This is a genomic window from Pseudomonas sp. 9_2_1, from assembly GCF_059295275.1.
The window spans coordinates 4,895,001-4,920,745 of the sequence record NZ_CM181239.1 but is presented as its reverse complement, the minus strand read 5'-3'; the positions used below and the strand labels follow the sequence as shown (position 1 = coordinate 4,920,745).

24 protein-coding genes (1 of these 24 only partly in view) are annotated in these 25,745 nt (G+C 63.3%); 12 read left to right on the top strand and 12 right to left on the bottom strand.

The window, feature by feature from the left end; genetic code table 11:
* Positions 1-72 precede the first annotated feature (72 nt).
* The 6 genes from AC5O5I_RS22330 to AC5O5I_RS22305 all read right to left on the bottom strand — a co-directional run bounded on the left by AC5O5I_RS22330 (position 73) and on the right by AC5O5I_RS22305 (position 5,933).
* Positions 73-747, bottom strand: a complete 675-nt coding sequence (locus AC5O5I_RS22330; protein WP_172228554.1) for a COG3650 family protein — start codon at positions 745-747, stop codon at positions 73-75.
* A 239-nt stretch (positions 748-986) separates the two neighbouring features.
* Positions 987-1,688, bottom strand: a complete 702-nt coding sequence (locus AC5O5I_RS22325) for an ABC transporter ATP-binding protein (protein ID WP_003254879.1) — start codon at positions 1,686-1,688, stop codon at positions 987-989.
* Positions 1,689-2,456, bottom strand: a complete 768-nt coding sequence (livG, locus tag AC5O5I_RS22320; RefSeq protein ID WP_172229093.1) for a high-affinity branched-chain amino acid ABC transporter ATP-binding protein LivG — start codon at positions 2,454-2,456, stop codon at positions 1,689-1,691.
* A complete protein-coding gene (locus tag AC5O5I_RS22315; protein ID WP_172229091.1) occupies positions 2,453-3,709 on the bottom strand; it encodes a high-affinity branched-chain amino acid ABC transporter permease LivM in 1,257 nt (418 codons plus the stop codon). Before AC5O5I_RS22315 ends, livG begins: the two co-directional genes overlap by 4 nt.
* Positions 3,706-4,629 (bottom strand): high-affinity branched-chain amino acid ABC transporter permease LivH, encoded by a 924-nt coding sequence (gene livH / locus AC5O5I_RS22310; protein ID WP_008097482.1) that lies wholly within the window; start codon positions 4,627-4,629, stop codon positions 3,706-3,708. The genes AC5O5I_RS22315 and livH overlap by 4 nt, the downstream gene beginning before the upstream one ends.
* A 188-nt stretch (positions 4,630-4,817) precedes the next feature.
* Positions 4,818-5,933 (bottom strand): branched-chain amino acid ABC transporter substrate-binding protein, encoded by a 1,116-nt coding sequence (locus tag AC5O5I_RS22305; RefSeq protein ID WP_172229089.1) that lies wholly within the window; start codon positions 5,931-5,933, stop codon positions 4,818-4,820.
* Positions 5,934-6,292: 359 nt separating this feature from the next.
* On the opposite strand from AC5O5I_RS22305, the gene AC5O5I_RS22300 reads away from it, so the two are divergent.
* Positions 6,293-6,604 carry a DUF2288 domain-containing protein gene (locus tag AC5O5I_RS22300; RefSeq protein ID WP_172229087.1) on the top strand — a complete coding sequence of 104 codons (312 nt, stop codon included), beginning with the start codon at positions 6,293-6,295 and terminating at the stop codon, positions 6,602-6,604.
* A 177-nt stretch (positions 6,605-6,781) separates the two neighbouring features.
* Positions 6,782-7,669: an NAD(P)-dependent oxidoreductase gene (locus AC5O5I_RS22295; protein ID WP_172287903.1), complete on the top strand. Its 888-nt coding sequence runs from the start codon at positions 6,782-6,784 to the stop codon at positions 7,667-7,669.
* Here the strand turns inward: AC5O5I_RS22295 and AC5O5I_RS22290 are convergent.
* Positions 7,569-9,833 (bottom strand): putative bifunctional diguanylate cyclase/phosphodiesterase, encoded by a 2,265-nt coding sequence (locus tag AC5O5I_RS22290; protein WP_494511587.1) that lies wholly within the window; start codon positions 9,831-9,833, stop codon positions 7,569-7,571. The genes AC5O5I_RS22295 and AC5O5I_RS22290 overlap by 101 nt on opposite strands.
* Positions 9,834-10,138: 305 nt before the next feature.
* Positions 10,139-12,985 (bottom strand): RNA polymerase-associated protein RapA, encoded by a 2,847-nt coding sequence (gene rapA / locus AC5O5I_RS22285; protein ID WP_494511586.1) that lies wholly within the window; start codon positions 12,983-12,985, stop codon positions 10,139-10,141.
* Between the two features lie 149 nt (positions 12,986-13,134).
* Between rapA and AC5O5I_RS22280 the strand changes: the two genes are divergently transcribed.
* The 7 genes from AC5O5I_RS22280 to AC5O5I_RS22250 all read left to right on the top strand — a co-directional run bounded on the left by AC5O5I_RS22280 (position 13,135) and on the right by AC5O5I_RS22250 (position 17,960).
* Entirely contained in the window at positions 13,135-13,830 is a 696-nt protein-coding gene (locus tag AC5O5I_RS22280) for a M949_RS01915 family surface polysaccharide biosynthesis protein (protein ID WP_172225822.1), read from the top strand.
* 63 nt (positions 13,831-13,893) lie between these two features.
* Complete coding sequence (locus tag AC5O5I_RS22275; RefSeq protein WP_172225824.1) at positions 13,894-14,223, top strand: aspartate-semialdehyde dehydrogenase; 330 nt, start codon at positions 13,894-13,896, stop codon at positions 14,221-14,223.
* A gap of 67 nt (positions 14,224-14,290) precedes the next feature.
* Complete coding sequence (locus tag AC5O5I_RS22270; protein ID WP_172225827.1) at positions 14,291-14,452, top strand: hypothetical protein; 162 nt, start codon at positions 14,291-14,293, stop codon at positions 14,450-14,452.
* Between the two features lie 135 nt (positions 14,453-14,587).
* A complete protein-coding gene (gene ccoM, locus AC5O5I_RS22265; protein ID WP_003254862.1) occupies positions 14,588-14,704 on the top strand; it encodes a cytochrome c oxidase subunit CcoM in 117 nt (38 codons plus the stop codon).
* Positions 14,705-14,908: 204 nt separating this feature from the next.
* The gene (locus AC5O5I_RS22260; RefSeq protein ID WP_494511585.1) at positions 14,909-16,897 is read left to right on the top strand and encodes an FUSC family protein; all 1,989 of its coding nucleotides are present in this window, start codon (positions 14,909-14,911) and stop codon (positions 16,895-16,897) included.
* Complete coding sequence (locus AC5O5I_RS22255) at positions 16,884-17,090, top strand: DUF1656 domain-containing protein (protein WP_172225833.1); 207 nt, start codon at positions 16,884-16,886, stop codon at positions 17,088-17,090. The genes AC5O5I_RS22260 and AC5O5I_RS22255 overlap by 14 nt, the downstream gene beginning before the upstream one ends.
* Positions 17,091-17,102: 12 nt before the next feature.
* Positions 17,103-17,960, top strand: a complete 858-nt coding sequence (locus AC5O5I_RS22250) for an efflux RND transporter periplasmic adaptor subunit (RefSeq protein WP_494511584.1) — start codon at positions 17,103-17,105, stop codon at positions 17,958-17,960.
* A gap of 19 nt (positions 17,961-17,979) precedes the next feature.
* Here the strand turns inward: AC5O5I_RS22250 and AC5O5I_RS22245 are convergent, their stop codons facing one another.
* Complete coding sequence (locus AC5O5I_RS22245) at positions 17,980-18,738, bottom strand: SDR family NAD(P)-dependent oxidoreductase (protein ID WP_172225838.1); 759 nt, start codon at positions 18,736-18,738, stop codon at positions 17,980-17,982.
* Positions 18,739-18,850: 112 nt separating this feature from the next.
* Here AC5O5I_RS22245 and AC5O5I_RS22240 point away from each other — a divergent pair, with 112 nt between their 5' ends.
* Both AC5O5I_RS22240 and AC5O5I_RS22235 read left to right on the top strand, forming a co-directional pair.
* Positions 18,851-19,765 (top strand): LysR family transcriptional regulator, encoded by a 915-nt coding sequence (locus tag AC5O5I_RS22240; protein ID WP_494511583.1) that lies wholly within the window; start codon positions 18,851-18,853, stop codon positions 19,763-19,765.
* Positions 19,766-19,885: 120 nt separating this feature from the next.
* Positions 19,886-20,239 carry a DUF2025 family protein gene (locus AC5O5I_RS22235; protein ID WP_172225844.1) on the top strand — a complete coding sequence of 118 codons (354 nt, stop codon included), beginning with the start codon at positions 19,886-19,888 and terminating at the stop codon, positions 20,237-20,239.
* A gap of 8 nt (positions 20,240-20,247) precedes the next feature.
* Here AC5O5I_RS22235 and AC5O5I_RS22230 read toward each other — a convergent pair whose 3' ends face one another.
* Positions 20,248-22,833 carry a bifunctional diguanylate cyclase/phosphodiesterase gene (locus AC5O5I_RS22230; protein ID WP_494511582.1) on the bottom strand — a complete coding sequence of 862 codons (2,586 nt, stop codon included), beginning with the start codon at positions 22,831-22,833 and terminating at the stop codon, positions 20,248-20,250.
* Positions 22,834-22,885: 52 nt separating this feature from the next.
* The gene (locus tag AC5O5I_RS22225; RefSeq protein WP_172286898.1) at positions 22,886-23,959 is read right to left on the bottom strand and encodes a diguanylate cyclase; all 1,074 of its coding nucleotides are present in this window, start codon (positions 23,957-23,959) and stop codon (positions 22,886-22,888) included.
* A 129-nt stretch (positions 23,960-24,088) separates the two neighbouring features.
* Between AC5O5I_RS22225 and AC5O5I_RS22220 the strand changes: the two genes are divergently transcribed.
* Positions 24,089-25,180, top strand: a complete 1,092-nt coding sequence (locus tag AC5O5I_RS22220; protein ID WP_172286899.1) for an MBL fold metallo-hydrolase — start codon at positions 24,089-24,091, stop codon at positions 25,178-25,180.
* Between the two features lie 3 nt (positions 25,181-25,183).
* Here AC5O5I_RS22220 and AC5O5I_RS22215 read toward each other — a convergent pair whose 3' ends face one another.
* Positions 25,184-25,745, bottom strand: the 3' portion of a protein-coding gene (locus tag AC5O5I_RS22215; RefSeq protein WP_172225853.1) for a formate/nitrite transporter family protein. It continues 335 nt past the right edge of the window; the window shows 562 of its 897 coding nt (coding positions 336-897); its start codon lies off the right edge, out of view — the gene reads right to left on this strand; its stop codon occupies positions 25,184-25,186.

The window sequence follows — 25,745 nt, the reverse complement described above, 5'->3', positions numbered from 1 at the left end:
GGCGGCTTTACACAAACCGCCAAGTATAAGCTGTTAGCCGCCCCGACTGGCAGGATAAAAAGCGCCCGGCGATCAGTTGTCGCGCGCGCCGCCGTAGTAGCCGCAGCCCTGCAAGGTCTTGCCGTCGATGCGCAGTTCGGCGCGCAGGTGGTAGATGGCGCCTGTGGCGCTGCCCACGCAGCGCTGCGGTGCGACCCACAGTTCGACGTGCTGGCCGTTGGCTTCGCTGCTCAGGGTAAGGCCGCCGCCGGGTACTTCTTCTTCCAGGAAGGGCAGGGGCAGGGGGGGCTGGCCGACGCGGTTGAGCACCATGCCCTTGCCGCTGGCCTTGATGTCCCAGTCCGGCTCATGACCGTTGGCGCGCAGCGTCAGCTGCTTGAAATTGGGGTCTTCGCAGGCACGCGTGGACGGTTCCAGGCGGTACAGGCGGCGCACCTCGAACTGGCCGTCGTTATTGGCCTGCTTGGTCCCGGCGAGGCGGCCACGGACGTCGGCGAACAGTTTGTCATTTGCGTCTTCGGCGAGATTGGCGGCTTCTTGCAGGATGCCGGTGGCGCCGACGTCGTTGATCACGAAGGTACGGTTTTCGCTGCAGGGCTTGAACAGCAGCTGGCCGCCGGCGGCGCGCAGCTCGCCCTGCATGCGCGTGGTGCCGATGTTCGGGTCGCTGGGGGCGTCAGCCATGAGCTGGCAGCCGGCGAACAGGGGCAGCATGGCGGTGAGCAGCAGGGTGGGGGTGAGGCGCATGATAGGGCAGGCTCCGGGATCTTTGCCGTGAAAGCGGGCCACGTTACGCAGGCTGGCGGTGGATCTCAAGTTAATGGTTGCTTGTGCGGGCCTCTTCGCGGGTAAACCCGCTCCCACAGGTACGGCGCCAGATTCAAGCATGGTGCTACCTCTGTGGGAGCGGGTTTACCCGCGAAAGGGCCGGCAATGGCAATTCATTCCTTGCAGGCATTAAAAAGGGCCCGAAGGCCCTTTCCCAATCAACCACCCAGATACGCGTCGCGTACCTTGGGGTCGGTCAGCAGTGCCTCACCCGTCCCCTGCATCACCACCCGGCCGTTCTCCAGCACATAGGCGCGGTCTGCGATCTTCAGCGCCTGGTTGGCGTTCTGCTCGACCAGGAACACCGTTACGCCATCACGGCGCAGTTGTTCGATGATGTCGAAGATCTGCTGGATGATGATTGGCGCCAGGCCCAGCGAAGGCTCGTCGAGCAGCAGCAGCTTGGGCTTGCTCATCAGCGCCCGGCCGATGGCCAGCATCTGCTGTTCGCCACCGGACATGGTGCCGCCGCGCTGGATATAGCGTTCCTTCAGGCGCGGGAACAGCTGCAGCACCTTGTCCAGCTGCTCCTGATAGTCGCCCTTGTCGGTGAAGAAACCACCCATGGCCAGGTTTTCCTCGACCGTCAGGCGGGCGAACACGCGGCGACCTTCCGGCACTACCGCGATGCTTTTGCGCATGATGTGCGAGGACGGCTGGCCGACCAGTTCTTCCCCCAGGTACTTGATGCTGCCGCTGTGCGCCTGCGGCGAGCCGCACAGGGTCATCAGCAAGGTCGACTTGCCGGCGCCGTTGGCGCCGATCAGGGTAACGATCTCGCCCTGGTTGATCTCCACGTTGACGCTGTGCAGCGCCTGGATCTTGCCGTAGAAGGTGGAAACGTTTTCGAACTTCAGCATTTACGCTTCCCCCAGGTAGGCTTTGATCACATCAGGGTTGTCGCGGATCTGTTCCGGCGTACCGTGGGCCAGGGGGGTGCCCTGGTTGATCACCACGATATGGTCGGAAATGCTCATCACCAGCTTCATGTCATGCTCGATCAGCAGCACGGTGACGTTGTGCGACTCCCGCAGGTAGGCGATCAGCGCCTTCAGGTCTTCGGTCTCTCTCGGGTTCAGGCCCGCGGCCGGTTCGTCGAGCATGATGATGCGCGGCTGGGTCATCATGCAGCGGGCGATTTCCAGGCGACGCTGCTGGCCGTAGGCGAGGGTGCCGGCGGTACGGTTGGCGAATTCGGTCAGGTTGACCTTCTCCAGCCAGTACTGCGCGCGTTCCATGGCCTCTTTCTCGCTGCGGCGGAAGTTCGGGGTCTTGAACAGGCCGGCGAAGAAGTTGGTGTTGAGGTGGCGGTGCTGGGCAATCAGCAGGTTTTCCAGCGCGGTCATTTCCTTGAACAGGCGCACGTTCTGGAAGGTCCGCACCACGCCCTTGCGGGCGATTTGGTGCCCGGCCAGGCCTTGGATGGGCTGGCCATCGAGCAGGATGGTGCCACCACTGGGCTTGTAGAAACCGGTCAGGCAGTTGAACACGGTGGTCTTGCCGGCGCCGTTCGGGCCGATCAGCGCCACCACCTGTTTTTCCTTGACGGTCAGGGCCACGCCGTTGACCGCCAACAAGCCGCCGAAGCGCATGCTCAGGCCGCTGACTTGCAGAATTTCGCGGCTCATCGACGCAGCTCCATGTGTGGACGTTGCATGGGCAGCAGGCCCTGCGGACGCCAGATCATCATCAACACCATCAGCGCACCGAACATCAGCATCCGGTATTCGCTGAACTCACGCATCAGCTCGGGCAGCAGGATCATTACGATGGCCGCGAGGATCACGCCCAGTTGTGAGCCCATGCCGCCGAGCACGACGATGGCAAGGATGATTGCCGACTCGATGAAGGTGAACGACTCCGGCGTCACCAGGCCCTGGCGCGCGGCGAAGAAGCTGCCGGCGAAGCCGGCAAAGCAGGCACCGAGGGTAAACGCCGAGAGCTTGATGATGGTCGGGTTCAGGCCCAGCGCGCGACAGGCGATCTCGTCTTCGCGCAGCGCTTCCCAGGCACGGCCGATCGGCATGCGCAGCAGGCGGTTGATCACGAACAGCGCCAGCAAGGCCAGCAGCAGCGCCACCAGGTACAGGAAGATCACCTTGTTGATCGAGTTGTATTGCAGCCCGAAGAACTCGTGGAAGGTCTGCATGCCCTCGGCGGCACGGCGTTCGAAGGTGAGCCCGAAGAACTCCGGCTTGGGGATGTTGCTGATGCCGTTGGGGCCGCCAGTCCAGTCGGTAAGGTTGCGCAGGAACAGGCGGATGATCTCGCCGAAGCCCAGGGTCACGATCGCCAGGTAGTCGCCGCGCAGGCGCAGCACCGGGAAGCCGAGCAGGAAGCCGAAGGTGGCGGCCATCAGGCCGGCGATCGGCAGGCACACCCAGAAGCTCCAGCCCAGGTAGTGCGAGAGCATGGCATAGCTGTAGGCGCCGACGGCGTAGAAGCCGACGTAACCGAGATCGAGCAGGCCCGCCAGGCCGACCACGATGTTCAGGCCCAGGCCCAGCAACACGTAGATCAGGATCAGCGTGGCGATATCGACCGCACCGCGCGAGCCGAAGAACGGCCACACCAGTGCGGCAACGATCAGGCCGATGATCACGTAGCGCTGGGTTTTCGGCAGGGTCAGGTAGTTGCTGACAGCCGGCGGGATCAGCTTGCGATCCGAGCGGCGGCCCATCACCGAACTCCACTGCTTGTCGAACAGCACGCGCAGGAACATCAGCACCGAACACACGGCGATGATGCTGATGGTGAACGAACCCTGGCTGTGCACTACCAGGCTGATGCCGTCGATGCTCAGTTTCAGACCCAGCACCGGGAAGGCCACGGCCCATACCAGCAAGGCGCTGAAGAACGCCTGTTTGAGATTTCTGTTCATACTTTTTCAACCTCCGGGCGGCCCAGGATGCCGGTCGGCCGGAATAGCAGGACAAGAACCAACAAGCCGAATGCCACCACGTCCTTGTACTGGTCACCGAAGATATCGGCGCCAAACGCTTCGGCCACGCCCAGCACCAGCCCGCCGAGCATGGCGCCCGGGATGCTGCCGATGCCACCCAGCACCGCCGCGGTGAAGGCCTTCAGGCCCACCAGGAAACCGGCGTTGGGGTTGATCACCCCGTACTGCATGCTCAGCAGCACGGCCGCCACGGCTGCCAGGGCGGCACCGATGACGAAGGTGAGGGCGATGATGTTGTTGGTGTTGATGCCCAGCAGGTTGGCCATCTTGATGTCCTCGGCGCAGGCGCGGCAGGCGCGGCCCAGGCGAGAACGGGAGATGAACAGGGTGAGCAGGGTCATGGCCACCAGGGTGACGACGAACACCAGGATCTGCATGTAGCTGATCAGTACTTCCTCCGCGCCGCCCGGGCCGAACGAGAAACTGCCGGGGATCAGGTTGGGGATGGACTTGTCCTTGGAATCCTGCGAAAGCAGCACGGTGTTCTGCAGGAAGATCGACATGCCGATGGCGGAAATCAGCGGGATCAGGCGGTTGCTGTTGCGCAGGGGGCGGTAGGCAACCCGTTCGATGCTGTAGCCATAGGCACTGGTGACGAAGATCGTCGCGACGAAGGCAACGGTCATCAGGATGGGCAGCGAATGGATACCCATCATGGCCAGGCCCGCCAGGGCGATGAAGGCCACATAGGAACCGATCATGTACACCTCGCCGTGGGCGAAGTTGATCATGCCAATGATGCCGTACACCATCGTGTAACCGATGGCGATCAAGGCATAGGTGCTGCCGATGGTCAATCCATTAACCAGTTGTTGGAAGAAATGGTAGATCTCAGGCATTACAGCGCTCCTAAAAACCTGATTTGCATTTCGCTGGCGGGGGTAGGGCCAGGAAACCGCGGGTGACGGTTTTAAGATTTTCAGGTGAGCCGGCATCCGGATCGCGGCAGCCAGGCTCATGAACCTCGTAAAACAAAGCCCACTGCTCGCACAGTGGGCTTTTTACGGTCAGCTATTTAGTCACGCAGTTACTGAGGGGAGACTTCGGTCTTCGGCTTGCCGAAGTGCCATTCGTAGACCACGAACTTGAAGTCTTTCAGGTCGCCTTTCTCGTCGTAGGCCAGCTCGCCGGTCGGGGTCTTGAAGGTGCCGGCGTGGATGGCGGCTGCCACCTTGTCGGTGTCTTCGGACTTGGCGGCCTTGATACCCTGGGCGATCAGTTCGACAGCCGAGTAGGCCGGGAACACGAACGGGCCGCTTGGGTCCTTGCCGTCTGCCTTGATGGCATCGACGATCTTCTTGTTCTCCGGGTCGGCATCGAACGACTTCGGCAGGGTCACCAGCAGGCCTTCGGAGGCGCCTTGGGCGATCTGCGAGATGGAGTCGTTACCCACGCCTTCCGGGCCCATGAACTTGGCTTTCAGGCCTTTTTCCTGAGCCTGGCGCAGGATCAGGCCCAGCTCTGGGTGGTAGCCACCGTAGTAGACGAAGTCGACGTTGTTCTGCTTGAGCTTCTGGATGATCGAGGAGAAGTCCTTGTCACCGGCATTCAGGCCTTCGAACACGGCAACCTTGGTGCCTTTGCTCTCCAGGGTCTGCTTGACCGCAGTGGCGATGCCTTCACCGTACTGCTGCTTGTCGTGCAGTACCGCGACCACTTTCGGCTTGACGTGGTCGGCGATGTAGTTGCCGGCCGCCGGGCCCTGGGCGCTGTCCAGGCCGATGGTGCGGAAGATCAGCTTGTAGCCACGGGCGGTGATTTCCGGCGAGGTGGCGGCCGGGGTGATCATGATCACGCCTTCGTCTTCGTAGATGTCGGACGCAGGCTGAGTAGAGCTGGAGCACAGGTGGCCGATCACGAACTTGACGCCGTCGTTGACCACTTTGTTGGCGACTGCCACGGCCTGTTTAGGGTCGCATGCGTCGTCGTATTCCTTGGCTTCGAGCATTTTGCCATCGACGCCGCCCGCGGCGTTGATGTCCTTGATGGCTTGCTTGGCGCCGATGAACTGCATGTCGCCGTACTGGGTCACAGGACCCGTCTTGGGACCGGCGATGCCGATCTTGATGGTATCGGCGGCAAACGAATGGCTGGCTACCCCGGCCAGAACCATTGCGGCGAACAGCTTGGAAATCTTGATCATAGTGCTCCACTCATTCTGTTGTAATTCTTATAGTCCTGGCGGCCAGGGCTACAGACCGGGCGGGATTTGCGGCGTGGCCATGCCAACGCGCAAGCCCACCTTCCCCCGGAACATGTCCCGGAACTGTACCGGTACAGTGTAGAGCGCTGTTCGAGCGCTTGAAAAGCGGTCGAAAAGTGCCTGTTTCCCGTGTTGTCGCTTGGTCGACAGAAAGATACAGAAAGGCGCCATCAAACTGCCTGCATCTGCGGCTTTGCCCCGCGAATTCGGGGGCAATCGACCAAATTACTTATTTGAAACCGGGTTTTTCTGCAAAAATGCCGACCTTTTCATTGGCCGATTTTTTGCGGATACCACCCATGACTGATCAAACAAGCACCCTCTATGCCAAATTGCTTGGCGAGACAGCAATCATCGAGTGGAAAGCGCTTGAGCGTTTCTGGGCCAAGGGTGACCTGATTTGGGTCGACCCCCGCCTGGACCTGATCACCGTTGCCGAGGCGATGGCCGAGAATCGCGGCGAGATCTTCGCCAAGTGGCGTAGTGATGGCACTGTTGGGCCGGTCACCGCCGAGCAGGCCCTGGACCTGCAAAGCCGCGATCCAGAGATCTGGGCCGTGGTCGTTTCGCCGTTCATCGTTATTCAGGTAAAAGACCAGAAAGAGGCGTGATCGCTTTTGGTGCGTGAAAATACGCAGCGGCCCCGTTTTGGTGCTTGATGGCGTTCAAGGCGGGTAGAGGTAAGTAACAATTCGGCGTGGCGGTAACAGTTTACGGAATGCGTAATGTGTCCCCAGTTCCGCCAGGCCACGCGCAGCCTTAATGTTCGAACCAGTCAGGAGTCATCGATGAGCACTGCACTACCTTCGCTTGGATTCGCCGGCATCGGCCTGATGGGCCTGCCCATGTGCCGGCGTCTGTTGGCGGCGGGTTACCCGCTGACTGTCTGGAATCGCAGCCCTGACAAGTGCGCGGCGCTGGTCGCCGCTGGCGCGCGCTTGGCCAGCAGCCCGGCGCAACTTTGCCGCGACAGCGACATGGTGCTGTTATGCCTGGCCGACACCGCTGTGGTGCGCGAGGTGGTGTTCGGCATTCAAGGCATTGCCGAGGGTGGGCGTAGTGGCCAGCTGCTTGTCGATTTTTCCAGCCTGGAGCCCACCGCTACCCGCGAAATGGCCAGCGAACTGGCGGCACTGTGTGGCATGGCCTGGCTGGATGCTCCGGTGTCCGGCGGCACCTCCGGTGCCGAGGCCGGCAGCCTGGCGATCATGGTCGGCGGTGAGGCAGCCGACCTGCAACGTGCACGCCCGGTGCTGCAGGTGCTGGGCCAGCGGGTGACGCACATGGGCGCGGTGGGCGCGGGCCAGGTGACCAAGGCTTGTAACCAGATGATCGTGGCCTGCAATGCCCTGGTCATTGCCGAAGTGGTGGCGCTGGCCGAACAGTCGGGGGTTGATGCGACCCTCATCGCCGAAGCCCTGGCGGGTGGTTTTGCCGATTCCAAGCCGCTGCAGATACTCGCACCGCAGATGGCCGAGAGCCGCTTCGAGCCGATCAAGTGGCATGTGCGCACGCTGCTCAAGGACCTCGATGGTGCGGTCAAGTTTTCCCGCGAGCAGGGTTCTGCGACGCCGCTCAGTGGCCTCGCCGCGCAATTGATGCGTCTGCACGGTAGCCAGGGTTACCTGCATAAGGATCCTGCGACCCTGGTAGAGCTGTATCGCAGCAAGGGGTGAGCCCAGCGCCGAGGCGTTGTGGCCGCTCCAGTAGCGGCCGCAGTTCAGCCAGGGGCACAGGGCGCCCCAGCAGGTACCCTTGCAGGTAGTCGCAGCCGTGGCCTTCGAGAAACGCCTGCTGTTCGACGGTTTCCACGCCCTCGCTGACGACCTGCAGGTGCAGGGTATGCGCCATGACGATGATCGCCTGGACAATTTCGCGATCCTTCTGGCTGCCCGGCACATCTTGCAGGAAGGTACGGTCGATCTTCAGTACGTCGAGCGGTAGCCGTTTGAGGTACGCCAGTGATGAGTAACCGGTGCCGAAGTCGTCGATCGACAGCGCAACGCCCAGGGCACGAACACGCTTGAGCAAGCTGACGGTGCGCTGGATATCCCCCATCAAGGCGTTCTCGGTCACCTCCAGCTCCAGCTGGCGGGGCGCGAGGCCGGCGTGGAACAACGCCTTCTCTACCTCTGCGGGAAGTTCGTCGTGGCTGAGGGTGACCGCAGAGCAATTCACGGTGACCTTGAGCTCGCCATAACCGTGGCGTTGCAAGTGGGCCAGGTCGGCGCAGGCGTGGCGCAGTACCCACAGGTCGAGGTCGATGATCAGGCCGTTGGCTTCGGCGATGCCGATAAACCGGTCGGGCCCGAGCAGGCCGTGTTGCGGATGCTGCCAACGGACCAGGGCTTCCAGTTTGGCCACTTGCCCGCTGCGCAGGTCAAAGATCGGCTGGTAGTGTACGCACAGCCCACGCTCTTCGAGCAGGGCCAGGCGCAGCTCTTCTTCCAGTTGCAACGCAATTGTGGCCCGCGCCTTCAGGCTGTCGTTGAAGAAGTTCAAGCTGTTACGCCCGTTGTCCTTGGATTGGTACAGGGCCAGGTCGGCATGCTTGAGCAGCTCTTCGGCTGTGCTGCCGTCGTCAGGGAAGATGCTGATACCGATGCTGGTGGTCATGACCATGCGCCGGCCACCCAGGTCGATCGGCTCTTTCATCCGCTGCATGATGCGCTGGCCCAGGTGGCGCGCTTCGTCGCGGCTGTTGAGGCTGGTGACCACGCAGAACTCGTCGCCGCCAAAACGCGCCACCAGGTCCTGGCTGCGGGTGGCGGCCTTGATGTGATTGGCGATCACTTTGAGCAGCTCGTCGCCGGCGTCGTGGCCAAGGCTGTCATTGATACGCTTGAAATGGTCGATGTCGAGGAACATCACCGCCAGGCGGCTTTCGCTGGCCTGGTGTTCGGCAAGGCGTTCGGCCAATACCTGGTTGAAGCCACGGCGGTTCACCAGGTTGGTGAGCGCATCATAATGTGCGGCCTGCTGCAGCGAGGCTCGGGCCTGGTCGAGCTGGCCGAGCAGTACGCTGACCCGGCGAAGGTCATGCTCCTTGCTTTGCAGCTTCTTGTCCGCCAGTGCCGCGCTGATGCTGGCGCCACTGATCAGCAGGGTGATGAAACCGATGCCCAGCCCCAGCTGCAGGCTGTTGTCGCCAGAGGGTAGGCGCAGGGCGGTATCGGCGGGTATGACCAGGGTCATGGCCGACATGGCGGTGAAGTGGGTAGCCACGATGCCGCCGGCCATCAGCAGGCTGGCGCCGTATTTCATCGCCTGGTGCAGGGTACCGCTGCCATTGCGAAAGTAGCGGGCCAGGCACAGTGCCGCCAGGCTGGTGAGCAGGGCGATCGCGGCAGACGCCAGCAGCAGGCCTGTCTGGTAGTACTGGCGGGCGCCGGTTTCCATTGCGGCCATGCCGACAAAGTGCATGAGGATGATGCCCAGGCCGATCAGGACGGCGCTCAGCACAAAGTGACGCGAGTCTAGGTGGCTGCGGTCGAGGCTGTGCATGGCCAGCCAGGCGACAGCCAGGGCGATGAGCAGCGAGAGAATGGTCAGGGAAATGTCGTAGTGCACTTCCACTGGCGCCTGGAACGCCAGCATGCTGATGAAGTGCATGGCCCAGATGCCGCCTGCCAGGCAGCACGCGCCAAGCATGTTCCATTGCCGGTGTGCGGTGGGGTCCTCGCTGTGCGACTGGCGCTCAGCCATGTCGAGGGTGGCGAAGCACGCCGCGCAGGCGACGAGATAGGCGAGCAGAACCAGGAAGGGCTCATGGCGGCAATCGATGACGATACGCCCGGTTGCAGGAAGGTCGGCGAACAGTTGCAGCCCCAGCCACTCCATGGAATGCCTCTTGATCGAGTTTTCACTCGTCTGCGCTACAACCCTGTGCAGACTGTCCAGAGGCAGTATAGGAAGAGGTGTTTAAGCCTTCCTGAATAATGGCACATTGATTCCTACGATTTGGTTATCAGCCTAATCGCCCGAGGGAATAAATGGGGGACCGTTCAAGCAACCCCTGTAGGAGCGGCCTTGTGTCGCGATGGGCTGCGCAGCAGCCCCCCGGATTTCTGCGCCAAGGCCAGGGGCTGCTGCGCAGCCCATCGCGACACAAGGCCGCTCCTACAAAAAGGTGTGCCAATCCTTGATCAGCCAGCCACCAGCACGCGAATGGCTTCCAGGCGCAGGGCGGCTTTCTCGAGCATCGCCAGCCCGTCTTCGCGCTGCTTGCGCAGGGCGTCGATTTCGCTGTCGCGCACGCTCGGGTTGACCGCCTGCAGGGCCACCAGGCGGGCCAGTTCTTCGTCGGCTTCGGCTGCCAGGCGGCGCTGGGCTTCGGCCACGCGCTCGACGTGGATCGGCAGGATCTTCTCCTCACCGCCACTGATGCGCTTGGCCAGCACGTCGCGCTGGGCCTGGACAAACTTGTTGGCACTGGCGCGCGGCACGCTTTCCAGCTGGTCGTTGAGGGTTTCGAAGGCCACGCGCGAGGCCAGGTCGTTGCCATTGGCATCGAGCAGGCAGCGCAGTGCCGCCGGTGGCAGGTAACGGCCCAGCTGCAGGCTGCGCGGTGCTACCACCTCGCTGACGAACAGCAGTTCGAGCAGGACCGTGCCTGGCTTGAGCGCCTTGTTCTTGATCAGCGCCACGGCGGTGTTGCCCATCGAACCGGACAGCACCAGGTCCATGCCGCCCTGCACCATCGGGTGTTCCCAGGTGAGGAACTGCATGTCCTCGCGCGACAGCGCCTGGGCACGGTCATAGGTGATGGTCACGCCTTCATCGTCACCCAGCGGGAAGCTGGCATCGAGCATCTTTTCGCTAGGCTTGAGGATCAGGGCGTTCTCGGAATGGTCTTCGCTGTCGATGCCGAAGGCGTCGAACAGGGTTTCCATGTAGATCGGCAGGGCGAACTGGTCGTCCTGCTCGAGAATGTCCTCGACCAGCGCCTGGCCTTCGCCGGCACCGCCGGAGTTCAGTTCCAGCAGGCGGTCACGGCCGCTGTGCAGTTCGGCTTCCAGGCGCTCGCGCTCGGTGCGGGCGTCGGCCACCAGGGCCTCCCAGGCTTTGCTGTCGCCACTTTCGAGCAGCGGCAGCAGGCGCGGGCCGAACTGGTGTTGCAGGGCGCTGCCGGTGGGGCAAGTGTTGAGGAAGGCATTGAGGCCTTCGTGGTACCACTGGAACAGGCGTTCTTGCGGGCTGTCCTGCAGGTACGGGATGTGCAACTGGATGGTGTGCTTCTGGCCGATCCGGTCGAGGCGGCCGATGCGCTGTTCGAGCAGGTCCGGGTGCGCCGGCAGGTCGAACATCACCAGGTGGTGGGCGAACTGGAAGTTGCGGCCTTCACTGCCGATTTCGGAGCAGACCAGCACCTGCGCGCCAAACTCTTCGTCGGCGAAGTAGGCAGCGGCGCGGTCGCGCTCGAGAATGCTCATGCCCTCATGGAACACCGATGCCGGGATGCCGGAACGCACGCGCAGGGCGTCTTCCAGGTCCATCGCGGTTTCGGCGTGGGCGCAGATCACCAGCACTTTGGTGCGCTTGAGCATTTTCAGGGTGTCGATCAGCCAGTCGACACGCGGGTCGAAACGCCACCAGCGCTCGTCGTCGGCCACCTCGCCCTGGGCCTGGAAGGCGACTTCCGGGTACAGCTCGGCCCGCTCGCCGGCTGGCAGGTCGCGGTATTGCTCTGGTGTGGCCAGCGGGTAGGGGTGCAGCTGGCGCTCAGGGAAGCCCTGGATCGCTGCGCGGGTGTTACGGAACAGGACGCGACCAGTGCCGTGGCGATCGAGCAGTTCGCGGATCAGCCGCGCGCTGGCCTGGGTGTCGCCATCGCTGACCGCAGCCAGCAGGGCTTCGCCTTCGGCACCCAGGAAGCCCTGGATGGTGGCGTGAGCCTTGGGCGACAGGCGGCCTTCGTCGAGCAGTTCCTGCACGGCCTCGGCCACCGGGCGATAGTGCTCGCTCTCGGCGCGGAAGGCGGCCAGGTCGTGGAAACGGTTGGGGTCGAGCAGGCGCAGGCGGGCAAAGTGGCTGTCCTGGCCAAGCTGCTCGGGGGTAGCGGTAAGCAGCAGCACGCCCGGGATCACCTGGGCCAGTTGCTCGACCAGGCTGTATTCGGTGCTGACCTGGTCTTCATGCCAGACCAGGTGGTGAGCCTCGTCGACCACCATCAGGTCCCAGCCCGCAGCAAACAGCGCGTCCTGGGCCTTTTCGTCGTCTACCAGCCATTCCAGGGCAACCAGCGCCAGCTGGGCATCCTCGAACGGGTTGCTGGCGTCGCTTTCGATGAAGCGCTCGGCGTCGAACAGCGCCACCTGCAGGTTGAAGCGGCGGCGCATTTCCACCAGCCACTGGTGCTGGAGGTTTTCCGGTACCAGGATCAGCACGCGGCTGGCACGGCCCGACAGCAGCTGGCGGTGAATGACCAGACCGGCCTCGATGGTTTTGCCCAGGCCCACTTCGTCGGCCAGCAACACCCGTGGCGCGCTGCGGTCGGCTACTTCGCGGGCAATGTGCAACTGGTGGGCGATGGGTTGTGCACGGCAACCACCCAGGCCCCACAGTGCCGACTGCATCTGCTTGCTGGTGTGCTGCAGGGTGTTGTAGCGCAGGCTGAACCAGGACAGCGGGTCGATCTGCCCGGCGAACAGGCGGTCGCTGGCCAAGCGGAACTGGATGAAGTTCGACAGCTGGGTTTCTGGCAGGGTGCGTGGCTGGTTCTGCCCGTCCAGGCCGTGGTAGACCATCAGCCCGTCGATGTCATCGACTTCGCGCACGGTCAGTTTCCAGCCCTCGAAGTGGGTGATCTGGTCACCTGGCGAGAAGCGCACGCGGGTCAGCGGCGCATTGCGCAGGGAATACTGGCGGGTGTCGCCAGTGGCCGGATAGAGCACGGTCAACAGGCGGCCATCCTGCGCCAGGATGGTACCCAGGCCGAGCTCTGCTTCGCTGTCGCTGATCCAGCGTTGCCCCGGTTGATACTGCTGCGCCATACTGCCTGAACTCCCGCGATGAAAAGCCGGTTATGTTAACGGATCGGCCGGTCAGACCAAAGCGCCGTGCGTACCGAAAGGTATCAAAAGGCACAGTCTAGTCGTTTCATCGCCCCGTACTGCGTCGCCGACGAGGGTTCCGGATCAACATGTCTGCCAAGCACAGCTGGATCAGCGCTTCCATGGCCGTGGGCAGCCTGCTGCTGCTGAGCGCCTGTGAGCAGAAAAACTTCGAGACCTTGCCTGCCATCCCCATGGAGCAACTTGAGGTGCTGGGCGTACAGACGCCGATCAAGAGCGTGCACTTTCGTGACCGCGATGGCGAAGGCCTGCTGGTATTGAGCCGCAGCGATGGCCAGGCCAGCGACCCGGAAAGCGAGCAGGAAGTCGACAAGGTGGTGCTCAAGGCCACGCTGTACGGGCGCGGCGGAGCAAGCGACACGTTCAAGGCCCGCTGGCAGATCGAGCAGGAAACCACCTGCCCGGGGCTGGACCTGGACGTGGACTTCTACACCGATGTCAGCGATGTCAGCGACCTGAACAAGGACGGCACGGCCGAGGTGACAGTGGCCAGCCATGCCTTCTGCGGTGGCGGTATAGATCCGCATGATATCGCCATCGAGATGCGCGAAGGCCAGGCCAGTTACACCATCACTGGCCAGTCGCTGATCACACCCGCTGGTGAAGAACCGATCGGCGGTGAGCGCGACGACAGCGCTTCGCTCAAAACCGCGCCGCCGGTGCTGCGCGAGCACATGGACGCGGTCTGGCAGCAGGTTTACAAGCGGCCCTGGAGCGAAGCCAGCACGCCGAGCTACGACGAGCCTGACGACGAAGCCGAGTAAATGTTGTCCAAGACATCAAGGTAAACCCGCGCCTGCCGATACAGGGGGCATAGGAGAACGTCCATGCTGCCGCCGATCATTCCGCTCAGTGCCGCTCCGGTGACCTCGCAACAGGACCCGGTCAAGCCAACCCCCGACATCAAACCGGTGGTGCCGACGCAGCCTGCCTCCGGGGAAAGCGCCATCGACCTCAAGCAGCAACGTGATCCCCAGGAGCAGGCGCTTTTGCTGCGTGACGAGCAGCGCCGCCAGCAGCAACGCAGGCAGCAGGGTGACCAGCAGCGCTACAGCGCGCTGCCGGGTGACGAGGTCAATGCCGATAACACCGTGCCGGTGGCGCCGTTGATGGGGGAGCATGTACGCCAGGGGTTGCTGGTGGACATCGAAGTCTGACGCGGGGCTGGTCAGCGCCTGCGCCTGGCTTCATCATGCACGTCTCAGTTCACCGTCGAGCCCGCCAATGAGCCAAGACAACCTCATCGATTTCGATGCCGAACGCGCCAAGCGCGCCCACGATCTCAAGGAAAAGCGCCTGAACGAAATGCGCAATGCATTCGAACAGGCCCTGCCGTTGAACGCCAGCAAGAAAAAGAAGCCCAAGGGCAAGCCGAAGAAGCGCTGAAACTTGACGCAGGTCAACCCTGCACCCGCCTCGCGTGCCCGGCCCCGGGCACCATTGACGCCGATCAATTTTTCCCGCCCCCACATTGGTTATCTTGCACCCATCGGACAACGGCAAACGAATGGGGAGGCAGGCATGTTCTTCGACAACGTGGTTATCGCCGGTGTGGTAACGGTTGGGTTGATGGTCGCCTTCTTTGCCGGTCTGGGCATATTCATCTGGAAAGACTCGAACAAGCGCAAGCCGCGCTGAGCTTCCGGGTACACGAGCACGCAAGGCATTTAGGGCGACTTCGGTCGCCCATTTTTTTGCCTGGAATTCGGCTTGCCCGCCCAGAGGCCTGCCGAGGAGACCCGAACCTCTAAAAGATGATTAGCTAGCTAATTAATCGTTTCCGCTTTATTCTGTCCACCATTGTCTATCGTTCAATCAAGACCCTCCCGCAAGGTCCGCCTCGTGCCCATCACTCTCCAGGCCCTGTTCGCCCCCAGCAGCCTCGCCCTCAAGTTCGCCATCAAGACCCTGCTCGGTGGCGGGTTGGCGCTATGGCTGGCGATGCGCTGGGGCCTGGAACAGCCCTCATGGGCACTGATGACCGCGTTCATCGTGGCCCAGCCGCTGTCTGGCATGGTGGTGCAGAAAGGCTTGGCGCGGCTCGCCGGGACCTTGGTCGGCACCGTCATGTCGGTGCTGTTCATTGGCCTGTTCGCCCAGACACCGGGCTTGTTCCTGCTGGCCCTGGCCCTGTGGCTGGCCCTGTGCACCGCCGCGTCTACCCAACTGCGCAGTGCCTGGGCCTATGCCTTCGTGCTGGCGGGCTATACTGCGGCGATCATTGCCCTGCCAGCCATCGACCACCCGTTGCAGGTGTTCGATCAGGCAGTGGCGCGCTGCACCGAGATCTGCCTGGGGATTTTTTGCGCCACGGCTTGCAGTGCCTTGCTGTGGCCCATGCGCGTTGAACAGCAACTGGCCGGGCAGGCGCGACAGGCCTGGCTTAATGGCCTGCAGGCCGCCAGTGCCATGCTGGGCGGCGAAGACGAGGCGCGCAAAGGCTTGCTGGAAAGCCTGGGGCGCATCGTGGCCATCGACAGCCAGCGCGAACATGCCTGGTTTGAAGGCAATCGCGGGCGCCAGCGTGCCCGCGCCATCCGCGGCCTGAGCCAGAAACTGATGGTGCTGTTGCGCATCTCGCGCTCGGTACGCCGCCAATGGCGGCAACTGGATGAGCGGGAGACCGAGCACCTGGCACCCTGGCTGCAGGAAGCGCGGTCGCTGCTGGTCAAACCCGACCCGCCCAGCCTGCTACTGCTGCGCCAGCGTATCTGGGATGCCGCCCACGATGAGCAAATCAGTTCGACCGAACACTTCTGCCTGGCACGCATGGCCCTGCTGCTGGATTACGCCATGGCGGCCGGTCAGGCACTGGCGGATGTCGAGGCGGGCAGGGCACCGAAGGATGTGTCCCAGGGGCTGGCCGCACACCGCGACTGGTCGCTCGCCTTGCTGTTCGGTTCCCGCAGTGCTCTGGCCTTTCTGGTAATGAGCGGCTTCTGGCTGGCCACGGCCTGGCCTTCGGCGCCGGGGGGGCTGGTGCTCACCTGTGTGGTCTGCAGCTTGTTTGCCAGCCGTGAGAACGGCGCGCAGATTGGCCTGAGCTTTCTGCGCGGAATCTTCCTGGCGATACCTGTGGCGTTTCTGGTGGGGCAGATTCTGCTGCCGCAGTGGAGCAGCTTCGCCATGCTCTGCCTGGGCATGGGCGTGCCGCTGTTTCTTGGCGCCCTGGGCATGGCCCATCCACGTACCGGGGCCACGGCGACCTCCTATTGCCTGCACTTCATCGTGCTGGTGTCGCCGCTCAATGTCATGCAGTTTGGCGTAGCGACGATGCTGAACAGTGCCTTGGCCATGCTGGTGGGGGTGTCTGCCGCAGTAATGGCGTTTCGTCTATTGGTGTTCCGCCACCCGGCCTGGCTGGGCCGGCGTCTGCGTGCAGCCACCCAGAGCGACCTGGTACGCCTGACCCGGCGCGACCTGCGCGGGGCCGACAGCTGGTTTGGCGGGCGCATGGCCGACCGCCTGATGCAATTGGCCAGGCATGCCAGCGAGCTGCCCGAAAGCGAGCGCAAGCGCTGGGATGACGGCCTGCACGGGTTGGACATAGGCGACGAACTGGTGCATCTGCGCATGTGTCTGGCAGTTGCCCAAGCGCCTTTGGGCCGGGCCGAGCGCGAGTACCTGCAACAGGTGCAGGCGGTACTGGCCAACGGGCCTGCCGTCGGGCGTGGTCAGCGCCTGGACAGCGCCAGCGAACAGTTTATTGCCGCCTTGCGCCGGCTACCTTCGAGCGACTCGCTACGGCTGGCCGAAGGGGCGGTGCTGCAATTGCAGAAAAGTTGGCGCAAGTGGTGCCGCTGGCAGGAGGAGACCCATGGGGTTGCGTGAATGGGAAGTGGGCGGCGTACTGCTGAGCCCGTTTCTGCTTTATGTGTTGCTGGCGCTGGTGCTTACCGGCGTGTTGCGCCTGGTGGTGCAGGCCACGCCGCTGGGGCGCTGGATCTGGCATGAGGCGCTGTTCGACACGGCGCTGTTCGTTTGTGTGTTGTTCCTGGTGGTACGACTGCTGGGAGCTTTATAAAGGAGTGTTTGGATGCGTGCCGCCGTACGTACTCTGGTGACCTTGTGTGTGGTAGCCCTGGCCGTGTTGGCCGGTTACCAGTTATGGCAGTACTACATGCTTACCCCCTGGACTCGCGATGCCCGGGTGCGCGCCGACGTGGTGGTAATTGCCCCCGATGTGTCCGGTTGGGTGCGCGAGCTCAAGGCCCGCGACAACCAGCAGGTCAAGGCGGGCGATCTGTTGATGAGTATCGACCGCGAGCGCTTCAAGGCGGCCTTCGACCAGGCCAGCGCCGTGACCGAGACCCGCGCCCAGCAACTGCGCCTGCGCGAGCGCGAAGCAGCCCGGCGTACCGCCCTTGGGCCGGAGGCGATCAGTGCCGAGTTGCGGGAAAATGCACAGATCAACGCCGCCATCGCGCGGGGCGAACTGCATGAAGCCGAGGCCCAGTTACAGGTTGCCAAAATCAACCTGGCGCGCAGCGAAGTACGGGCACCGCGCAGCGGGCATATCACCAACCTGCGTCTGGCCGAAGGCAACTATGTGAACACCGGGCAATCGGTGATGGCGCTGGTGGATGATTCAACGTTCTATATCCAGGCCTACTTCGAGGAAACCAAGCTGCCGCGCATCCGCGTGGGCGACGCGGTGAAGGTCTGGCTGATGGGCGCCGGCGAGCCGATGCAAGGGCATGTGGAGAGCATCAGCCGCGGTATCACCGACCGCAACAGCAACCCGGACAGCCAGTTGCTGCCGGAGGTGGAGCCCACCTTCAACTGGGTGCGGCTAGCCCAGCGCATTCCGGTAAGGATCTGCCTGGACCAAGTACCGGAAGGCGTGACCCTGAGCGCCGGGATGACCGCGAGTGTGCAGGTGCATGAACAGTAAGACGGGCGGGACGAGCGCCTTAAAGGAACATCCCGCCTGACACTTCCAGCCGCTGCCCGGTGATCCAGCCATTGCCGTCTTCCAGCAACAGCGCGATTGCCGCCCCGATATCGTCCGGCAAGCCCACCCGGCCAAGCGCCGTGTTGCCGGCAATGTACGCGTTGACCTGCTGGTTGTCGCGCACCACGCCGCCGCCAAAGTCGGTCTCGATGGCGCCCGGCGCCAGTATGTTCACCCGAATCCCACGTGCCCCCAGCTCCTTGGCCTGATACCGCGTCAGCACCTCCATTGCGCCCTTCATCGCGGCGTAGGCGGCATACCCCGGCAGCGCAAAGCGTGCCAGGCCGGTGGAAATGTTGACGATACGGCCATTGTCGACCAGCAGCGGCAGCAGGCGTTGGGTGAGGAAGAACGGGCCCTTCAGCTGAATGTTGAGCAGTTGGTCGAACTGCGCTTCGCTGGTTTCGATGTACGGCACATTCAGCCCGATCCCGGCATTGTTCACCAGAAAGTCGAAACGCTCGCGAGCAAAGCGCTGCTGCAGGGTTGCGCCCAGGCGCTCGGCGAAACCGGCAAAGCTGGCGCTGTCGCTGACATCCAGCTGCAGCATTGCAGCCTTGACCCCGGCCTGCTCCAGCCGGGCTGCTACGGCTTGCGCTTCGTCGGCCTTGCTGTGGTAGGTGCCGATGACATCGATACCGCGTGCTGCCAGGTGTTCGGCCGCATTTCGGCCGAGGCCGCGACTGGCGCCAGTGATCAGGGCAATCTTGCGAGTCATGGTGGAAACCTCATGGTGGGTGAATGATCACAGGTTATTGGTCGCTCTGGTGCTGTTAAATCCTGTAAAAATGGAAATACTGTTCGGTAAAACCGGACAGTTGAGGCCTCGAGTGAACAAGCTGGATTTGTTGCGCACCTTTGTGCGGGTCAGTGAGGTCAGCAGCTTCAGGCTGGCCGCCGAGAGCCTGGGCCTGCCACGGTCGACCGTGTCGGAGCAGGTGCGGGCGCTGGAACGGCTGTTGGGCACGCAGTTGTTCAACCGCACCACCCGGCGGGTCCGGGCGACCCAGGATGGCGCTTTGTTGTACGAGCGTAGCAAGGACCTGCTGTCGGGCATGGACGAGATCGAGAGCCTGTTCAGCACCGATGATGCCGAACTGTCCGGGCGCCTGCGCATCGACCTGCCGACCATGATGGCCCGTCGCGTGATCATCCCGGCGCTGCCGCAGTTTCTGCAGCGCCATGCGCGCCTGGAAGTGGAGCTCAGCTGCACCGATCGCCAGGTCGACCTGCTGCGCGAGGGGTTCGATTGCGTGATGCGCATCGGCGCCCTGCATGACCTGGACGTGGTGGCGCGGCCGGTCGGGCAACTGAGCATGCGCAACTGTGCCAGCCCCGCCTACCTGGCCCGCTACGGCGTGCCGCGCACGCTGCAGGACCTGGCCGAGCATCAGCTGGTGCACTACGTACGGACCCTGGGTGCGCGCAGCGCCGGTTTCGAATACCTGCAAGGCGGGGAACTGCAGTACCAGGCCATGGCCGGTGGGGTGACGGTCAACAACGCCGAAGCCTACTCGGCGGCCTGCCTGGCCGGGCTGGGCCTGATCCAGGTGCCTGCGGTGGGAGTTGCCGAGCATTTGCAACGCGGCGAACTGGTTTCGGTGCTGGAAGACTGGCAGGCCCCGGCCATGCCGGTGTCGCTGTTGTATGCCCGGCAACGGCATGTGCCGCGCCGGGTGCAGGCATTCATGCAGTGGCTGGGCGAGGTCCTGCACACCCAGGTTGATCCCGCGGCCAGTGATTGAGCCAAGCCATGGCGCTGCAAAGGCGACTTGCGTTAGGCTGCCTGCTGCGAGTCGCCCGGCAGAGGCGACCTGGTACCCTTCCTGCGTGCGTATCTTCCGAGTTCATTGCGAGGTTACGTCATGGCCATCACTTCCCAAGACATCTGTATTGCCGCCGACCAGCTCATGGGCTTTGTCGGCTTTCATGGCAAACGCGGCATTCATATCGTGCGGTTCTCCGAAGACGCGTTCGGCATGGACGTAGCCGACGACAGCATCACGCCCTGTAGCGAATTCGTCTGGCGGCCAGTCCAAGGGCTGCGCATGGCCCTTTGTCGCGAGCGGTTGTCGCTTTTGCTGGCGCAGCATGTGGATGACCGCTTGAACATCGGTGAGCCGCTGCGCGCCTACTTGCGCCGCAGCGAGCTGCCGGAAATTGTCGCTGAGCGCAGCCTGCAACGGCCCGGACCCGGCGGCACCGGTGTTTGCGGGTAAACCCGCTGCTACAGCGGGCGCGCGGTTATCTGGGGTGTGTGGTGCAGCAATGCCTCAACCCCAGGGCCGTCCAGTGGCCGGCTCAGGTAATAGCCTTGCACTTCATGGCAGCGGTCCTTCTCCAGCGCCTTGAGCTGCTGTTCACTCTCCACCCCTTCGGCGGTAACCGTCAGCCCCATGGCCTCGCCCAGGCTGATGATGGCCTGGACCACGGCGCGGTCGCTGCCGCTGTTGCTGCCCAGGCCACTGATGAAGCGTTTGTCGATCTTGATGCTGTCGAACGGGTAGGTGCGCAGGTACCCCAGCGATGAATAGCCGGTGCCGAAATCGTCCATGTTCAGGCGCACGCCCAGTTCCTTCAGCGACAGCATGGTGCCCAGGGCGCCCTCGATGTCGTTGAGCATCACGTTTTCGGTAATCTCCAGCTCCAGGCGCTGTGCCGGGAAGGCCGTTTCCAGCAGGATCTCGCGCACGTCGGCCACCACATCGCTGCGCAGGAACTGCGCCGGCGACAGGTTCACCGACACCACGATGTCGGCGGGCCAGTCGTGAGCAGTGTGGCAGGCCTCGCGCAATACCCAGCGGCCCAGCGCGACGATGATGTCACTCTGCTCGGCCAGCGGAATGAAAGTATCCGGCCCGAGCAACCCCTCCTGCGGATGCTGCCAGCGCAGCAACGCTTCGACCGCGACAATGCGCAGGTCGCTGAGGCGGTAGCGCGGCTGGTAATGCAGCTCGAACTCCTGGTTGCGCAGCGCCCGGCGCAGATCGTTCTCCAGCTGGCGGCGGTACTGGATCTGCTGGTTCATTTCGGCAGCGAAATAGCGCCAGGTGCCCTTGCCATCGGCTTTGGCCTGATACAACGCGATATCGGCGCAGCGGATCAGTTCGCCGGCATCGAAACCTTGGGTGCGGGTCTGCGCGACGCCGACGCTGGCGCCAATGTGCAGGTGCTGGCTGTCGAAGTCGATGGGTTGCTGCAGCAGGCCGATCAGCCGTGCACAAAAACGGTCGACTTCGTTGCGGTTGTCCATACCGTTGAGCACCAGCACAAACTCGTCGCCGCCCAGGCGCGCCACCAGGTCGCCCTCGCGGGTGGTATCACGCAGGCGTGTGGCCACCTCCTGCAGCACGGCATCACCGGCACCATGGCCAAGCGAGTCGTTGATCGGCTTGAAGTTGTCCAGGTCAAGCAGCAGCAACGTCAGCGGCGGTGAATCACTGCCGCGCAACAGCGCCTGCTCCAGATGCCGGGCGAGCTTGTTGCGGTTGGCCAGCCCGGTCAGCGGGTCGTGCAGCGACAAGTGCTGGATGCGCGCGTGGGCATCCACTTCGTCGGTGATGTCGCTGGCGGTGCCGCGATAACCCATGGGGTCGCCATGGTGGAAGATCGCGCGGGCAGAGATTCGGCAGTAGCGGTTCTGGCCATTCTGGTCACGGTAGGAGCAGCGCAGGTTGGCCAGCTGTTGCGGGTCGGCCGTGCCCAGGGCGTCAAGCCATGGCGACAGCGGGGTGGTATCGCAGGCCAGCAACTGGTTGAGCGGGTGGCCCAGCCAGTCGTCCACGCTGTAGCCGGTGACATTGGCAAAGCGCTGCGACAGGTAGGTCAGGCGCTGTTCACGGTCGGTCTCCCAGATCCAGTCGGAAGCCGACTCGGCGACAGCGCGGAACCGCTGCTCGCTGGCCTCCAGGGCCTGATTGCTCTGTTGCAGGTGCGTCAGCGTCATGCCCATCGCCCGCGAGCTGCGCAGGGCATGGTGGAACAGGTAGAGCATGATCAGGCCGAGTATCAGCAGGGCAGCTGCCAGGGCTGGCAACACCGCCCGGAGCATTTGCCGCCCTGGCAGCGGGCTGCTCCAGGCCAGATGGTAGCCGGTATCCCCTAGTTCGATACGCAGATGGTCGTGCGCCTTGGTCTGATCCTTTTCCACGTGCATCCCGGTCAGGCCGGCACCGCTGCCCAGCACCGCCAGTTTGTCTTCGGTAAGCTGGTCGACGAACAGCATCACGGGCGCATGGGCTACATCGCTGTCGGTCACTTCGCGGTCCGGCCGCACCGCCGCAGCACTGAGCACGGCCGGCCAGCCATTGAACAGGACGAAACGGGTGATCTGCTCGCGCGGGATGGCAGCGGCACGGGCCTGGTCGAGGATCGGTTGCAGCGGTGCATCTATATAAGTACTGGCGCTTGCCTGGCTGGGCTGCCCTTTGAACAGGGCGTAGGTAGTGCGCTCGTTCTCCAGCACAAACACCCCTTCGTAGCCGCTGGCGCTGTACAGCGATTCGCCAATGTTCTTTTGTTCGTAGGCCCACTGCCAGTCGGCCTGGCCCGCCAGGTGCTCAAAGGCGGCATCCCACACGGCGTAGCTGGACAGGAACTGGCGCGAGGCAAGCAGCCGTTGCTCCAGCGCCTGGTTCGCGTGGAAGGCGCTGCGCTGGCGCTCCTGCTGGTCCAGGGTGCCTGCGATATTGAACAGTGCAGCGAGAATGACCAGGCAAGCCAGGCCGAACACGGCGCTGAAACCGGCGATCAGGCGGCGCACCTGAACGCGTGGCGTAGGGCTGGTGGGTGGAAGGTTGGCAGTCCTGGCCATGCGCGAGCGGCTCCTTCAAGCAGCCCCCCCGCCGGGTAGTCATGCAGGAGGTTCAATCAGGATAGGCCAGCTTGAGCGCCGCAGCTTCGTTGCGGGCAAAATTGACCCGGTCGCGGCCAGCATGCTTGGCGGTGTAGAGGGCCTTGTCCGCCTGTTCAAGCCATTGTTCGGGTGAGTCCAGGCCAGCCTCGAAAGGCGACAGGCCGATGCTCAGGCTGATACGCAGATGCGGCAACTGCGGGTTGCGATAGCTGGCAACCTGCTCGCGCAGGCGCTCCATGGCCTGGCAGGCCTGAGTTTCGCTGGTGCCTGGCAGGATCACGCAAAACTCGTCGCCGCCGTAACGACCGGCCTGGTCGCCCTCGCGCAGGTTGCGCCGCAACTCGGCACTGAGCTGGCGCAGCACGCAGTCGCCGACCACGTGGCCGAAGGTGTCGTTGATGGTCTTGAAATGGTCAATGTCGATCAAGGCAATCACCGCTTGCCCCTGTTGCTGCCTGCAGGCTTCGAACTTCAGCAGCAGCAGGTCTTTCCAGGCGCCGTGGTTGAGCAACCCGGTCAGGCTGTCGGTGAGGCTCAGGGCGCTGAGCCGGCGCTTGTGCTCGGCCAGCTTGATCGCCAGCTGGTAGCACACCCAACCCAGCGCCAGCGGGTACAGTGTCAGCATCGGCAAGCAGGCATACACCTGCAGCGGCGTGGCATTCAGCTGCAGGCCCGTGCCGAGCAGCAAGGTGGCGATGAGCATGCCCGCCAGCTGGGCCAGCCCCCCACGAAAGACCATGCGTTTGCCGCCAGCGGCGACATTGTTCATGGTCATCATCGACAGTACGGTCACGCTGGGCAGCGGGTTGAAGTGCATGGCGGCGGTCCAGAAACCGCCCATCAGCGAGTCCAGCACCAGATTACGTTGTTCTGCCTGGTAGGGCGTCGCCGAGCGGGTGGCCCACAGGTAGGCGACGTGAGGCCACAGCAGCCCGTTGAACAGCATCAGCAGCCATACCCAGATCGGCGGCGACAGAGGCGCGATGGCAGCCATCACACTGAGCAGGCCGATGCCCATGCCGATGACCCGCGGCAGGTAGATGCGCTTGACGAATGAAAGGCCTTTGCCGCTGCGTTTGTCCATCATGGTCATCGTTCTTCTGCCGGATACCGTTTATCGCATAACGCGCGTGAATATTGTTGAACAGTGTTTCACCGTTGAAAAATGACCTTACAAGCCATTTCACGGTTGATCCGGTCACTGTGGGGTAACATGAACACTTTCCTGTTGCTCGGAGTGCTGCTGATGGTTCCCTTGGCCAACGCTGCCGGCGAGCCAGCGCCACATTGGGACGGACGTTTCCACAACCAGGTGGTGAGGCCACAGGATGGTGTAATGAAAAAGCTGCGCATCGGGCTCAAATACCTGTTCTTGCGCAAACCGCCGGAAACCCGGCCATCCATGCCCGTCAGCCTGCAGCCCATGACCCGCCAGCAGGTGTTCGATGCCCCTGACCACAGCCTGTGGCGCCTGGGCCATTCAACGGTATTGCTCAAGTTGCGCGGGCGCTTCTTTATTACAGACCCCGTGTTCGCCGAGCGCGCCTCACCCGTGCAGTGGGCCGGCCCGCTGCGTTTCCATGCGCCACCACTGCCACTTGAGCAGTTGCCGCCGCTGGCGGCGGTTGTGCTGTCTCATGATCACTTCGACCATCTAGACGAACAGGCCATTCGCAGGTTGGCCCCACGCACCGCAGTGTTCCTGGCGCCGCTGGGCGTGGGCGACCGGCTGATGAAATGGGGCGTGCCGCCTTCGAAAGTACGGCAGCTGGACTGGTGGCAGGAACGCGAGGTGGAAGGCGTGCGCTTCGTCGCCACTCCGGCCCAGCACTTTTCCGGGCGCGGGCTGCTGGACAGCAACCGGACCCTATGGGCATCCTGGGTGATCATGGACGAGGATGTGCGCGTGTTCTTCAGCGGTGATACCGGCTACTTCGACGGCTTCAAGCAGATCGGCGACCGCTTCGGGCCGTTCGACCTGACCTTGATGGAAGCCGGGGCCTACAATGTTGCCTGGCCCGATGTTCACATGCAGCCCGAGCAAAGCCTGCAGGCGCACCTGGATCTACGCGGGCGCTGGATGCTGCCGATTCACAACGGCACTTTCGATCTGTCGATCCATGGCTGGCAGGAACCCTTCGAACGCATATTGGCCCTGACCAGCCAGGCCCAGGTGCGGCTGAGCACGCCGCAGATCGGCGAGCGGGTCAGCATCGACTCGCCGCATGCCGGGCAGAACTGGTGGCAACCGCGGCCGGTGCGCCAACGCGGCCAGGCGAATGAGCCCACGGTAGCGACCCGCTGAGCGTCATTGTTTGCCTTCCTTGGTGCGCGGGGGCGGGGCCTGATCATTTTCGGATAGCTGCGAAGGGGGTCTGCCACTGTCACTGCGCACTTGTGCATGGCTGATCAGGCCGAAGATGAAGCTGCCGCCGATGATGTTGCCGGCCAGCGTCGGCAAGGCGAACTCGAGCCAGAAGCTGCGCCAGGTTTCATCGCCGGCCCAGACCAGATACGACACCTCGACCGAACCGACCACTATATGTGTGAAGTCGCCCAAGGCCATCAGGTAGGTGATCATCAGGATGATCCAGATCTTGGCGTGCTCCATCGACGGGATCATCCACACCATGGTGGCGATCATCCAGCCTGAGACGATGCCTTTGGCAAACATCTGGCTGATGTCGTTCTTCATGACCTTGCGGCCCACCTCGAGGAAGGCCACATCAGTCTTGCTGTCGAAGATCGGCAGCTCCAGCATGACCCAGGCTACCAGCAGGGTGCCCGCCAGGTTGCCAAGCAGTACCACGCCCCACAGGCGCAGCAGCCGGCCGAAGTTGGCCAGGGTAGGGGAGGTCATGACCGGCAGT